The following is a 13,454-nucleotide window of genomic DNA, read 5'->3' on the forward strand; positions in this document are numbered from 1 at the left end:
TTAAAAATATTAATAAACTCATTGTGAATTATAATTAAGTTAAGTAAAGGTGGTCTAACGCCCATGAAGCAGTTTGCTGTGGAGGCGGTGGGTCACCTTTATTTTTTATTCGGTTTTAAAATATCTATCAATTTTTCGCCGTCTTTTATAATTGCGAACCCTAACCCACCTGAACTTCGTTTTCAACTGCCTGGTCAGTATGTTGGATTTCTTCTGCCACGATAGGCCTCCTGCCTTTTGATATTCCCTTCTTTACCGACTGCGGATAAAGTCTAAGCGCCCTGCAGGACTCGAACCTGCTCAGAGTGGAGAAGACACAAATCAAAATCCCTCTGTTCCTTTTGAGCGCATAAGAAAAGCACCTAGATCGAACTAAGTGCTAATTGATTACTTGGATTGAAATGATGTCACTCTCAAAGAGGGAGACCTCTGTGGGGCCATCAGTACTAGGATTGTCAATGAGGATAGTGATTTCGTCTTGTTCATCATTGTCCATTTCATCAACAAAATCTGTGACAACACCCTTGATGATTTCGCCATCGCTATTGACTGCCTGAACTTTTGAGCGTAGGTAGTTCCAAAGTCGCTTACTCATTTACTGTTTCCTTTCCCTTTGATAGTTGGCACAATATGAGCGCCAGTCTTACTGTAATGAATACGGAAATCAGTAACGTTCTCAATAACTTCACCAGTTCTAGGGTCTATATACGTCCCTATAGGTTTGATTTGTGAGATGATTTCCTGCATTTTGGTTGATTTCGGATTGTACTTGAATTGTCCAGTACCTGCGTATCTGTCAATAAGTGCTTGGCACTCCTCTTTAGTGATTGTCAGATAGCTTGGTGGATGCTTGCCATTGGATAGGTTTTGAGCTAAGTACTCCTCATAGCCTTTGGTGCCTCTGATGTGTCTTTCAAAATGCTCGCTATTTATTTCTGTCTTAATTATACCACTTTTGACGGATGAAATAAATTTTTCACGCATTTCTTTTTGTTCCGCCCTGTGCTTTTCCAGTTTAGCTAGTTCACGGTAAGCACGCATAATGGTTGTTTTGATGACTGATCTAGCGTAGTTATCCACTTCTAATCCATTCTAGTTAGCAACCAGAAAAAATAAGTCCTATTGGAAGCTACCAAGAACCTCATCAAATTCATCAAGTAAATACCTTTGGTTTCCGCAACTTTGACAACTTTAACACTAGAATTCTCATCGCTCTCAACATCAAAAAGGAGAAAACCAACTTGGTCATCTCCAGATGTTAACTTTTTCTAACCACTATAGTTGGCAAAGAGCGAAAAAAAGCCTTGCTTCTGATATAGAAGCGAAAGCGGTGTGATTTTATTTTTAGCTAGTATCCTAGTCTTTCTCCAAACTCTATTTTCCATTTTTAACAAAAACTATTTCAATCCACGCACCCGTGAAGGGTGCGACAACATTTCTATTTTTACCCGTCTTAAATACCTTATTTCAATCCACGCACCCGTGAAGGGTGCGACTCCGAGTTTGGACCCTGTAGGACGGAATCCAGATGATTTCAATCCACGCACCCGTGAAGGGTGCGACTTTCACCAGGGATATATTCCTTGGGGATTGTTCCATTTCAATCCACGCACCCGTGAAGGGTGCGACCGGAGCTTCCAAGGCCTCGGACGGGACCCCTCAAGATTTCAATCCACGCACCCGTGAAGGGTGCGACGGAACAATAATTGACCCTAAATTCTTTAAAAATATTTCAATCCACGCACCCGTGAAGGGTGCGACCACTGTATATGTTTTGAAAACGTCTAAGACGGTAATTTCAATCCACGCACCCGTGAAGGGTGCGACCAGCGGAGATCCCTGTTCCAATCCTAAGTAAAACATTTCAATCCACGCACCCGTGAAGGGTGCGACATTGGAGCATGATAACCAGATTGTAAATCAACTTGATTTCAATCCACGCACCCGTGAAGGGTGCGACTGACACTCACGGCATACCGTGATATAATATAATCAATTTCAATCCACGCACCCGTGAAGGGTGCGACAACTTCAAGGTTGAATGTGAGGTTAAATAACTAATTTCAATCCACGCACCCGTGAAGGGTGCGACGGCGCGATATTGCACCGTTTGTGACAAAATTCAAAGTTTTATTCCCCACATCTCGTAATAAAACATAGATTTTCATCACTATAACAACATTTTTTCGCGCGAATCTCCCAAGGTTTGATGTTTAACCTAGATTCGCACTTAATTTTCACAAAAGTAAAACTCCAACATCAGGATCATAGCTGTCATCTCGACCAAGCGTCTCAACCCGATTCTGCCAATTTTTACCAAGTAAGTAAAAACGAATACTGTCAGATTCTGAATCAATAATTGACAAGAGTTCACTTTTTATTTCAACAAATTCGGCAGGAGTGACTGAACATTCAAAAACGGAGTTTTGAACACGCTGTCCATAATCCACACAAACTTTTGCGACCTGACGCAGTCTTTTCCTACCTTTTACAGTTTCCGTATTCACATCATACGTTACTAATACCATCATATAGCAACTCCTATATTAAAAATGGAGGATAGGATTCCAATTCCCCGCGAATCGCTTTAGCCAATAACTGAGCCTGAACATAAGGTAATAACATCAATTTTACCTTTTCCTTCGTAAAAGGATGTTCAACCTCTGTGTGTTTTCGTTTTTGCCAGGCTTCAATAAAGGTTGCACGGCCTTTTTCTGTTAATATAACACTACCATTTTCCTTGTAGTCAAAATCTTTCTTGGTTAATTGTCCCTTATTAATCAGAGAAAAGACAAAGCGGTCAACGATAAAAGAACGAAATTCCTCCACCAAATCCAGTGCTAAGCTCGCACGACCAGGTCTATCTGTGTGAAAGAAACCGACATAACTATCTAAGCCAACCGCTTCTAGAGCTGACTGGCATTCATTCGTTAATAAGCTATAACCAAATGAGAGAAGGGCATTGACACAATCCATTGGAGGCCGTCTGGTGCGACCTTTAAACTGAAAGGTTTCCTTATCCGTCAATACTAAATCATTAAAAATCCGAAAGTATTGATTAGCTGCCTGTCCTTCTATTCCCAACAACGAGTCCTTGTCTGAGGCTGCTTGAACTTCTTCTAATGCCCAGGTCAACTCTGTGTTTATCTCTTCAAAAAGTTGAGAGTCGACCCTATCTCTATGATCTCGCTTGAATCGTAGAAGGTACTTTCTGGAATTTGAAATCTTTGCAAGAATAAAGCGCTTTGCATAGTCTAGTGATTGTTCATCATCTGCCAAACGATAATGAAGTCTCCGCAATAAAACGCTCCCATTTGTGCGTCCTACATAACGCCCGCAAAAACGTCCTTGTGGGGTGTGGAAAGACAAATTGATTTGATGTTCTGTACAAAGCTCTATAAGTGCCGGTGAGGCGCCCAAATACGAAAAGCAAACAATACCATCAATAATGCGATAAGGAAATCGATGAACCACTTTTCCTTCTTGCTTAATAACAATATTATCCCTTTCACGCGTTAAATAAAAGTTATCTTGTGTCAAATATAAAGTATTCAACAGCTTTTTCATAAGCTTTCCTCACTTTTCAGCGCTTGGAAAATGTAATTGTCAATATTGCGTGTCTTTTTGCTTAAACGGGGCATGCAAATATCAACCAAAGAACACAGTTGGCAATTTTTAAAATACTCAGCTTTTGGAATCAACTTTTTATCATAATATTCATGCATTTGACAAGCTAGCTCAGCTACTTCTTGACGCAAATCAGAAGTCATCACAATTAGCTTTTTTTGATTGACACTATGATAATAAAGATACCCCTTTTCAATATGACAACCTAATGTTTCTTCAAGGCAAATTGTTTGGGCAACCAGCTGAACAATATCACGATTGTCTCTTTTCGGTTTTCCTCGTTTGTATTCCACAATGACAGGTAACCATTTCCCACGTTTTCCTTTTAGAGAGATACCTTCTTCATCTTTGTAAAATTCAACTACATCTAAAATCCCATATAGTCCAAGTTCCTTTGATGAGACATGCATGGCTCGTGAGGTGATGATATCTTTGCGCTTTTCTTTTATATAGGGATTATCTGCTTTTTGATGCAAAATTTGCCCATGAGCTGTCGCTTCGTTTTCAGCCCACTGTTGCTCAATATGAATCAAACTCCATTGGCGCTTGCAGAATTGGAAATGCTGAATACCAGACAACATCAAATAGTCACTTTCAGCATAAGCCATCTTACAGTCCTTCTAAAACATCAACTTTCAGTCCTTTAGTTTCATATTCTGACAATTTTTCTTGATTGAGATGAATACCATAATCTTCGTAACTATCCTTATCTTGTTTTTCTTCGTCAAATTCAAACAAGTCAAAAACACGCGCGCTGGAGACATTTCCTAACTTATTAGAATGAGTAAACCAGAATACTTCTCTTACCCGCATAGAACCTTCAGGGCGTGCAGAAGATGCGTCATTTTCAAAAAGACTGATGAGGGCTTCCTTAATGACCTCGGCATCTTCATTAGAGAATCCTGTTTTTTCAGCAAAATTTGGATTAATCGAACCTTTGATGACATAAACACCATAGTCTACGAAATGTTTAGTTCCCATGGTATCAGATGAACGCCCGCTTTCATTTTTAGCTTCCATACCATTAGTGCTACGGGTGATTTGCAGACTGGAGATGACGATTGGGTCTAGGGACTTCGCCATACTGATGGAAACTGGACCGCGTACGCCAATTGATTTTTTTAAATAAGTAAAGACTTGACCAAAAGAACGGACATCTAACCATAATTGATTGGCTTTTTCTTCAATTTCACTGTCAGGGGTTTTTGCTTCAAATTGATTTGAGAAACGTTTTTCCAAAGACTTAAAATCGTCTTCAATACGATCTCCTGCCTGTACAAATATAGACTGCCCCATGTCTTGCATACGATTTCTGATTTTGCGTTTAATTGAAACATCACTCATCAAACCATAACCTTTGGCATCTGTTCTAGGCATATTTCCCGATAAGGGATCACCATTTGCATTAGCTTCTTTCACTTCAACTGTTACCATGAAATCAATTTTGTGTTCCAACATATCTTATCCCTCGTTTTCTTTAGTTTGTTTAGTGTAATAAAATTGTTTTTCAGCATAGTAGCCAAAGATAAATTTATAATCTAATGGCTGTGTAAAGTCCTTATGAGCAAACATTGGTGTCAAGAGTTGAATAATTTCTTCTCTTTCCTTTTCCAGTTTATGCCAAAGGCCTGGTCTATTCAGCTTCAACACTTCCTCATAAGTCTTAATTTTATTTTCTAAGTGATTCATCATCTTAGCTGGTTGACCTGTATAAGCATTCCAATACCGCTCAGCATTTGTGATACGTTCTTGACTGCCACCATCTAAAGCATAACGCTGTGCTTCGAACAGTTCATAAATTGCAAGCAAGCGCCCAAATAAATAAGAACGGTCTGTTTCTTGATGGTCTAACATTGGAGTAAACTCCCTTCCATATTGTTTGTGTAAAATCGCTAAACTAACTTGTTGCACTTGATACCAGTGTTTAGAATATTTTTGTCTTTGCTTGATGTTGTCTTCTATTTTTTTAACAAGAGTATTTGGTATTGGTTTTCCATCAATCAAAGCAGTTACTAATTTCTGATATTGATCACTTCGAAAAGCATCATTGTCTAATTCTAAATAACGTTCTCTATCAACACCGTATGCAACATTGATTATTTCATTAAAAGTTGGTGTTTTTAATTTATAGTTTCCTGCCTTAGTTCTGACTTCCCAAGAATAATTTTCTTGCCAAGTTTTCAGATTTTTCAATAATTGGGAAGCTTGTAATTGGCGGAAATATTTTAATGCAATACGGCCATTGCTTGTTTTATTCAGTATTGCAACATTGTAGGTTGCTTCTTCACCAAATAATTTTCGCCCCTTGATAAATGAAGAACCTATTTGTCTATTTTCTTCATTTGGTTTGATGGAAACCAGAGCGTCTTCTTCGTCTTCAGCATCTTCAAACAAATCATTAAAAGCTGGATTTACAATATCCAATTGGCTCTCATTCACTAAATCATCACTAAACCAATTAATCAAGTATTGTGACGAAGCAATCCAGGCGTTGCTATTATTATTCTCCAACAGATACTTAATCATCAAATGGATTTTTTCTGAAGTTTCATAGCCAACACTAAAAACATCTTCCCGCTCCTTAAAACGTCCTTTATAGGCTTCGCCTTTATTACTAACCGAAATGATTTTAGCATTTCCCATCAGTCCTCGATGTTTATTGGTAATTTGCTCCGTTTGTCCACTAATATTACAGGTCCCCAAATTGTCACGATTAGCTGTTACTAACGAAATAAATGATTGATGCAATGCTTTATAACTAGTTACTGATTCATCTTTAAAACCATGAAATTGTACAACTGTAAACTCTAAGAAATAAGCTGATAAATCAATCGTTTTGTTTTTTCCAGTAGAGTCAGGATAGGTAATTTTCAAACCTTCTCTTTGATATTGCCTACCAAATAAAGAGTGAAGAATATGACTTAAAAAATCCGGTCGAAGAATAAATTGTTGAATCCTTTTCAAAAATCCTTTAACCTCATCCTCTTCGCAAACATCAATCCAATTGGATAATTGATCATGAAATTTATCATACTGCGATTGGCTTTCTTCAGACACATAATAAGAAAACTTATCCACCAGCGGATGAGGAGCAGGACTAGAACCTGACCTTGCAACAGAATCTGAAGTTACCGGAAAGATAATGGTTTGATTTTCACCCATGACTTCCGCCTTATAAAAACTACCATCCTGATTTAATTTTACCGAGATAATATTCTTCCCATTTGACTTCAAACTAGTATGATAAATCGGCAACAAAACAGTCCCACTGTTTCCATCTTGTTGATCAACTAAACCTGTTTCTTCTGCTTTTTCATAAGCATGTAAGAGAGAAGTAAAAAAATCCATTAGTTTTCCCCTTTCTCTATGGCTTCATATTCTTTATATTCTTCGTCAACTGATTTAATATGACCAGGCGTTTTAAATACGTAACTAGACAGAGTATTTTCAATCTCACACTCAGACTGAGGCTTAAACTTAATCACACCATTGTTCATTACTGTCTTAGAAAAATATGACTTCAAAGGCGTTTCTTTATCAGTCGGATAGGCAAACGAATGAAACATAATGCCTAAATCGATTGAAATTCCATCGTAGTAAGAAGGAATCGTTTCATATTCTTCCTGACTAATTTCATCTACCAAACCAAAGCACTCTCTTGTACCAAGAAAAACATCTCGCCGTCCACCTTTTCGAATCGAGCGTTGCATAATGGCCTCGTGTTTGTTAGGTAGCCTATCTTGCATTAAATCTTCACGATTTTCATTCCATATAAAATGAAATTTTACAAGGTACTCCACATCACTCAAATAGGACACATAGCTCAAATCGGCACTATAGTCATGCAACAAAGCACGGACACCGTGTAGCTCTGTCTGAATCTGATTGACCACCTTAACCTCAGTCACAATATTTGTAAATGTTGGCTTATGATAGATGCTATCAATCATGCCTTGCAGTGCTTGTCTAGTTGGAACTGAGTACGATGATCTTTCGCTTCCGCCTTTAGTGGCAGGACTCGTGAAAAGCGCCCGATCTCCACGAACTCTAACATAGAAATTTCTTGACCTGTACAAAGTGAAAACCTCCTTCTGTAATTTTATAATCTTAGCACTAAAAATTTTAAAAGTTAGTAATTTTTCCCATCATAACGAAATTCTCTACTGACTCGTTGGCCTATTTCATTTTATAGTAGAAAACTTCCTCTTTCTAAGGTAATACCTTTCTTCTCATCATAATAGCCATCTGACAATATCCGGATTTGCCCATCCAGATAGGTTTTTGTAGCTTCTAAAACAGGATCATGTTCACGAACACTAACTGTATAGGGTTGCAGTTCTCTCAAGAAAGTTTTTATTGTTTGATACTCTTCGTCCGAGGGGTAATCTGACAAACATAATTCCTCTAAAAACTGTAGTTTCTCAATAGCATCTCCATAAGGAACCAAGACACCTATCGTATCATTGTTGATTAGGTTCATTTTTAAACCGGCACACTTGAAGGCCTGTTTTAATTTCCCTTTAAATTTTGTTTTTCTCTGGTAATAATTACTGCTTAGATAGTCATAGACTGATTCATTGTCATTATTTAAGGGATAATCCATCATAGACTGGTTATTCGCATAGTAATATTCAAAGAAATTATGGTTTAGAGATGAAATCTCAATAGGAGATGAACTTTTATCAAGAATGACCTCTGTTGCATCCTTCTTAGCTTTTATTTCTTTCAGTCGAGAAATATTTTCTTCTTCATTTGTGAGATTAATTAAGGTGACTTGACCTTTATCAAGTTTACCCTCACGATTGCAACGACCACTAGCCTGTACAATGGAATCAATCCCTGCATAAGATCGAATAACACGATTAAAATCAACGTCAACACCGGCTTCAATTAATTGTGTGCTAATACAAATAATAGGTAGACCATCTTTTAATTGTTGTTTCATCGCCGAAATAACATCCAATCTGTGTTGCGCACACATATTGGTCGAAAGCTGATAGATTGGTCTATTTGTCAATCCTTCAATCAAGGTATAAAATTTATCAACTGTCTTTTTTGTATTGAAAATTGCAAGAATAGACTCATCATTTTCTAAAACATAATCTACTAAATCTGAAAGCCTTGATTTTTGATTAGTTTCATCAAACTTTCTTAGCTCGGTTCTCGAAAAGACTTCCCTTTCTTCAAGGGTTAACTCAACAATATCAACAGTTTCACCAGATTTTCCACCATAAGAGATTTTATGGGTGATTGTGTTAGAATCATAGGCGGGTTGTGTTGCAGTACATAGAATAATGGTTGTATTCATGACTTTATTTAAAAAATTCATGGTTAAATTAAATAACGTTGTCACTTCAATGGGCAGAGATTGAACTTCATCTAAGACCAGAACAGCATTTGCTAAATTTGAAAATCGACGAATATTTGCAGATCTAGTTTTAAATAAGGTTTGAAAAAATTGTACCATGGATGTCAGAACAACGGGACTATCCCATGTGTCAACGAGATAGTCTGATAGCAATCTCTCTTTCTCATCGGCGTTTTTATCGTCATCGTCTTTTTGCGTCACTACATTAGAATGGTGTTCCAACACGCCTTTATCTCCAGTTACCTTTTTTATTTCAGATGCATTTTGTTCCAAAACAGATAAAAAAGGAGTTACATAGAAAAATCGCGACCTGTTCTGATAAACTAATTGATGGAAAGCATATCTCATACTGAGATTTGTTTTTCCAGCACCAGTCGGCAAATCTAAACGATAGATACCTGTCGAATCATTTTCTCCCCGAAATTTTACTCGTTCAGCAATTTGTGAACGAACTTCATTCAATCTTGTCGTCGGGTGGCTGAAACTAAGATACTTTTTTTCAATGGCTTCCAAATAGAAATTAATGAGGTCGCTCTTTTCTTTTTGGCTTAGAGGATTAACAATTACACCATAAGCATTTATCGTATCCAGAATATCTGCATTTTTTAAAAGAGATAAGTATAATCGAACAAAGCACCCTCTATAAAAATCTTTTTCAGAATCATCTGAGCATGAAAGTTGAGTCCAGGCTTGCTGATAATTACCAAAAGCTTTTTGAATCAAGTCATTTAAATCAACATAGCCATAATCAGGAAGTGCTTTTTCTAATATCTCCGCATTAGCAATAATATCCTCTCGATAGATTTTATCTTCAATACCACTCATTATTCTTTGCCTTAATTTATTATAAGAAAAAGAACTTGGATCAGAAGCTTCATCAGTTAAAGGTATATCATACACCCCATGGTGGGCGGAAATGACATAGGCCACTATCTCTTGAAAAACAATTCTTTCTTCCTTAGGGATAGTTAACATTTTTAAACAATCCTGAATTCTTTCAAATAAATACCTTGATCCAGCAGAAGAATGATTAACATGTTTTTTAGGTGAGTTCATTAATTTCTCTTGAAATTCCCTATTTGCCTTACCCAAATCATGATACAAACCTATCAAAAAAAGAACGTCTCCTTGTTCTATCACTTCGGCCTGCTCTTTTCCCTGTATAGCTACTTGGCATAGATGGTCTTTTAAAGATTGTTGCTGTCCAAATTTATTAATATGAGCTATTATCATTACTGCAATCCTATTATTATTCCAACTCAAAAGATAGCGTTTACAAGAATATGTTACCATGTTCTTGTATGACATACAAGTCTTTTATATCATCCGAATCAAACATTATCACAAGATGAATTTATCTCAAATAAAAAATAGGACAACGAATTCTATCGTTATCCTTCATTATATTAAGAATGCATTATTGTACAAATAAGAGCGAACCAAACTTATAAAAAAACTTTTTCGTTTCTAGACTCGGTTACAACGATCTTTACACTCCTACTCTAGTCTTTTAAAATTCATTCTCCGTTTTCTTTATGATTGGATTTACTTCTCATGCACAGTTTCCAGTTGCCATTGGTTCCAGCCTTTGAGGCGAATGGCTCCATCCTGGTCTGTCCGATAAATACTGATGCCACGAGACGTGAGCCGTTGTAAGGTCTCCTCATGCGGATGTTTGTAGCGATTGTTCAAACCGACAGACACAAGGGCAATTTTGGGCTTCAACTGATCTAAAAAGGCTTCTGATGAGGAGCCTTTCGACCCATGATGACCCAGCTTTAAGACATCGACCTGGAGCTGAGGATAACGTTGCAAAAGCTTGATTTCCCCTTCTTCTTCTAAATCTCCCGTAAACAAAAAGCGGGTCCCAAAGAATCTGCCATAAAGAAGGATGGAATCATTATTTTTTCCCATCTCCCTTTTCAGAAGGTCCTAAAAACCTGTAAATAACTGTCAAAGATAGGAAGTCGCTCCCCTTCTTTTGCAACATGAATTGCACGATTCCCTTTCTTTAACTGCTGTACAAATTGCTCTTGCGTCAAACTCCCAGAACTCACCCATATTTCTCGAACATCGATGGATTCAGCGACCTCTAGCAAGTCTCCCACATGATCCGTATCGGTATGCGTCACAATCAGCTGGTCGATGCGGTCGATCCCCCTGCTATGCAAATAAGGGATCAGAGTTCGCTCGGCATTGCTGGTCGTTGACCCAATTTTCCACTCATCCTTCTCAAAGGTGACTTTCCCCCCTGTATCAATCAATACCGTATGCCCTCGCCAGTCTCTCAGTAAAATACTATCCCCTTGGCCAACATTCACAATGGTGACTTCATTTTCCAAGGGATATTTGGTCAGCACGATACTCAGTACAAATAACAGACTCGCCACGATTCGTATCTTCTTCTCCTTATAAAAATCATGCAACAAAACCAAAGCAGTGATCATCAGGAAGAAACAAAGGATAGATGGTTTGCCAAGAATCCAGGGTCGTGGAAACAACCGTGCCAGCAGTTGAATCACCCCCTCCAGCAGTTGAAAGAAAGGATTGACCCAGCTACAGTTGAAGACAGGAGACAGAAGAAAAATGAACAAGAGACCTGGAAGGATCAGTACGTCAAATAAATAAGAAAATACCAGTGTTAATGGAATAGACAGTATTTGAAAACTGGAGAAAAAATAGATCAAGATCGGAAACGTTCCGAGAGGAATCAGGAAAATTTCCACCATTTTTTTCCTCTTTGCCTGGAGATGTGAAAAATCAACAACCGTTAACAAAAAGGAAAACGCAAACGTCAGAACTCCTCCGACAGTCAGTAGCATCCGATAATCTAGAAGGAGACAAAAGAAAAGCGTACAAGCAAAACTTTCATGCTTTCCAAGACCTAATTCCCGAAACACCGACTGGACCAGGGCTCGAATCACAGAGATCGAAAAACCAGTTAAGCCCGCGTAAACGACAGAAAAAGGGAATTGTAAGAAACGAACGATCTCCTGACGGACACCCAAGCGCAGAAGACTCCCACGGAATAGACCTAGAAAAAAGCCGACCTGCATACCGGATAAAGCAAAGAGATGAATGATCCCTAAACTGGTATAGAGATTGCTCATCTGGTCAAAGTCTTTGCCTAAAAAGCCAAAGAGCAAACCGGTCATATAGTGTCGCATCGGATCCGGAAAGCGCTCCGAAATAGAAACGATAAAGATTCTTCTCCACGATCTCAGATGATCCAATAAATTCCAAGTTCGGACCGGCCTCATCGATCGAATACGTGAAATCGTTAGTATCCGAAAAATCCCTTGGTGGCGGAGATACTCCTGATAAGAAAAGCCCTCAAAATTTCCTTCCTGACTGGGCATTGTTAGCTCCCCATCTATTTCCAATTCTATGAGACCAGTCAATGTTTGGTAGTGCTCTTTCTCTTCTTTTGACAAAATGCGATAAAAAGCCCGGTACAGATGATCCCCATTTTTTGCTTTAAAACTCAGTTGATCCCCATCCACCTGGAGACTATCCATTTGAACTTGAACCGTCTGTGGCGTGCTCTCGCTGGTCGCCTCTGCCTCACGGTCCATCCCTTCTCGAAAGACGAGGAACCCGAGAAAAGCCAGTAATGCTACACTGACAAACAAAGACATTTTGACCCCATAATTGCGGACAAGCTGAATAAGTAGGAACAAGAGCCCACCTACTAATAAAAAGGAAGGGAAAAAGTAGCTATAATAAAGACAGATACCAAGCACTGCGACCTGAAGGAAGGGGAGAGGACATTTACGAGCCCACTGTAACATGGTCTTTCCATTTCTCAATCGTCTTTTGACCGATCCCTGATACTTTACTTAAGTCTTCGATAGACTGAAAGGGACCATTTTCCTCCCTATAGGCAATAATATCCGATGCCTTTTTCTGACCAACTCCTGTCAATGTTTGCAGTTCTTCAGCTGTGGCGGTGTTGATATTAACCCGTTCTTCCTTGGAAGAGGATATCTGATCGGAACTAGCAGCATTAGGAGATGGAAGGGCCGAGATGCCTTCTTCCTTGGTCGCTACATACACTACACCTTCATCAGTTAGCTTTTGCGCTAAGTTGACCGATTTGATATCTGCCTGCTGCGTAAATCCTCCCGCCAACTGAATGGCATCATTAACCCGGCTATCTGCGCTTAGTTCATATAGGCCAGGTGATTGAACAGCTCCCTTCACGTCCACCTGTATCCTTGTGCTCGCAAGCTCCGTCTCTGCTTCCTGCTCTGTTTGACTGGAAGAGGCTATCTGTGTCGTCTCCGCTGTCAACACCTGATCAAGGGACTCTGCTTGTTTCTGTGATCCGGTTCCTAAGAGAATGACTAGAACAATCAGCCCCAAAATTAGAAGACCTCCACCTACCCAACAACTCGTTCGATTTTTCTTATAAAAACTCATGATTTGCTCCATCTCTACCTCCACTTATTTAATTCGC

10 protein-coding genes, 2 pseudogenes and 1 CRISPR repeat array are annotated in these 13,454 nt (G+C 38.7%); of the genes and pseudogenes, 1 reads left to right on the forward strand and 11 read right to left on the reverse strand.

The genetic code is table 11. The features are described from left to right. Positions 1-379 precede the first annotated feature (379 nt). Complete coding sequence (locus STRDD13_RS03815) at positions 380-595, reverse strand: hypothetical protein (protein ID WP_067102089.1); 216 nt, start codon at positions 593-595, stop codon at positions 380-382. Continuing rightward, positions 592-1,080 (reverse strand): polymorphic toxin type 50 domain-containing protein, encoded by a 489-nt coding sequence (locus STRDD13_RS03820; RefSeq protein WP_067102092.1) that lies wholly within the window; start codon positions 1,078-1,080, stop codon positions 592-594. Before STRDD13_RS03820 ends, STRDD13_RS03815 begins: the two co-directional genes overlap by 4 nt. 42 nt (positions 1,081-1,122) lie before the next feature. Here STRDD13_RS03820 and STRDD13_RS08450 point away from each other — a divergent pair. Continuing rightward, a pseudogene (locus STRDD13_RS08450) lies at positions 1,123-1,262 on the forward strand (transposase); the annotation flags it as partial. Positions 1,263-1,399: 137 nt separating this feature from the next. Next, positions 1,400-2,092: direct repeats of the CRISPR family, unit length 32 nt; unit sequence ATTTCAATCCACGCACCCGTGAAGGGTGCGAC. Positions 2,093-2,237: 145 nt separating this feature from the next. Here the strand turns inward: STRDD13_RS08450 and cas2 are convergent. The 9 genes and pseudogenes from cas2 to STRDD13_RS03865 all read right to left on the reverse strand — a co-directional run bounded on the left by cas2 (position 2,238) and on the right by STRDD13_RS03865 (position 13,429). Further along, complete coding sequence (gene cas2 / locus STRDD13_RS03825; protein ID WP_067102095.1) at positions 2,238-2,531, reverse strand: CRISPR-associated endonuclease Cas2; 294 nt, start codon at positions 2,529-2,531, stop codon at positions 2,238-2,240. A 10-nt stretch (positions 2,532-2,541) separates the two neighbouring features. Beyond that, positions 2,542-3,567 (reverse strand): type I-C CRISPR-associated endonuclease Cas1c, encoded by a 1,026-nt coding sequence (gene cas1c, locus STRDD13_RS03830; RefSeq protein WP_067102098.1) that lies wholly within the window; start codon positions 3,565-3,567, stop codon positions 2,542-2,544. After that, positions 3,564-4,235, reverse strand: a complete 672-nt coding sequence (gene cas4 / locus STRDD13_RS03835; RefSeq protein WP_067102101.1) for a CRISPR-associated protein Cas4 — start codon at positions 4,233-4,235, stop codon at positions 3,564-3,566. The genes cas1c and cas4 overlap by 4 nt, the downstream gene beginning before the upstream one ends. A 1-nt stretch (position 4,236) precedes the next feature. Continuing rightward, complete coding sequence (gene cas7c / locus STRDD13_RS03840; RefSeq protein ID WP_067102105.1) at positions 4,237-5,085, reverse strand: type I-C CRISPR-associated protein Cas7/Csd2; 849 nt, start codon at positions 5,083-5,085, stop codon at positions 4,237-4,239. A 3-nt stretch (positions 5,086-5,088) separates the two neighbouring features. Further along, positions 5,089-6,975: a type I-C CRISPR-associated protein Cas8c/Csd1 gene (cas8c, locus tag STRDD13_RS03845; protein WP_067102108.1), complete on the reverse strand. Its 1,887-nt coding sequence runs from the start codon at positions 6,973-6,975 to the stop codon at positions 5,089-5,091. Continuing rightward, positions 6,975-7,703 carry a type I-C CRISPR-associated protein Cas5c gene (gene cas5c, locus STRDD13_RS03850; RefSeq protein ID WP_067102111.1) on the reverse strand — a complete coding sequence of 243 codons (729 nt, stop codon included), beginning with the start codon at positions 7,701-7,703 and terminating at the stop codon, positions 6,975-6,977. The genes cas8c and cas5c overlap by 1 nt, the downstream gene beginning before the upstream one ends. A 110-nt stretch (positions 7,704-7,813) precedes the next feature. Next, the gene (locus STRDD13_RS03855) at positions 7,814-10,228 is read right to left on the reverse strand and encodes a CRISPR-associated helicase/endonuclease Cas3 (protein WP_067102113.1); all 2,415 of its coding nucleotides are present in this window, start codon (positions 10,226-10,228) and stop codon (positions 7,814-7,816) included. A gap of 312 nt (positions 10,229-10,540) precedes the next feature. After that, a pseudogene (locus tag STRDD13_RS03860) lies at positions 10,541-12,786 on the reverse strand (DNA internalization-related competence protein ComEC/Rec2). Further along, positions 12,767-13,429, reverse strand: a complete 663-nt coding sequence (locus STRDD13_RS03865; RefSeq protein WP_067102116.1) for a helix-hairpin-helix domain-containing protein — start codon at positions 13,427-13,429, stop codon at positions 12,767-12,769. The pseudogene STRDD13_RS03860 and the gene STRDD13_RS03865 overlap by 20 nt, the downstream one beginning before the upstream one ends. Positions 13,430-13,454 lie beyond the last annotated feature (25 nt).

The sequence above is a fragment of the Streptococcus sp. DD13 genome (genome assembly GCF_001578875.1).
In the GTDB taxonomy this organism is placed as follows: Bacteria; Bacillota; Bacilli; order Lactobacillales; family Streptococcaceae; genus Streptococcus.

Bases quoted from the DNA above. Each gene is read 5' to 3' on its own strand.
- STRDD13_RS03815 (WP_067102089.1), bottom strand. From the start codon at position 595: ATGAGTAAGCGACTTTGGAACTACCTACGCTCAAAAGTTCAGGCAGTC.
- cas2 (WP_067102095.1), bottom strand. From the start codon at position 2,531: ATGATGGTATTAGTAACGTATGATGTGAATACGGAAACTGTAAAAGGT.
- cas1c (WP_067102098.1), bottom strand. From the start codon at position 3,567: ATGAAAAAGCTGTTGAATACTTTATATTTGACACAAGATAACTTTTAT.
- cas4 (WP_067102101.1), bottom strand. From the start codon at position 4,235: ATGGCTTATGCTGAAAGTGACTATTTGATGTTGTCTGGTATTCAGCAT.
- cas7c (WP_067102105.1), bottom strand. From the start codon at position 5,085: ATGTTGGAACACAAAATTGATTTCATGGTAACAGTTGAAGTGAAAGAA.
- cas8c (WP_067102108.1), bottom strand. From the start codon at position 6,975: ATGGATTTTTTTACTTCTCTCTTACATGCTTATGAAAAAGCAGAAGAA.
- STRDD13_RS03855 (WP_067102113.1), bottom strand. From the start codon at position 10,228: ATGATAATAGCTCATATTAATAAATTTGGACAGCAACAATCTTTAAAA.
- STRDD13_RS03865 (WP_067102116.1), bottom strand. From the start codon at position 13,429: ATGGAGCAAATCATGAGTTTTTATAAGAAAAATCGAACGAGTTGTTGG.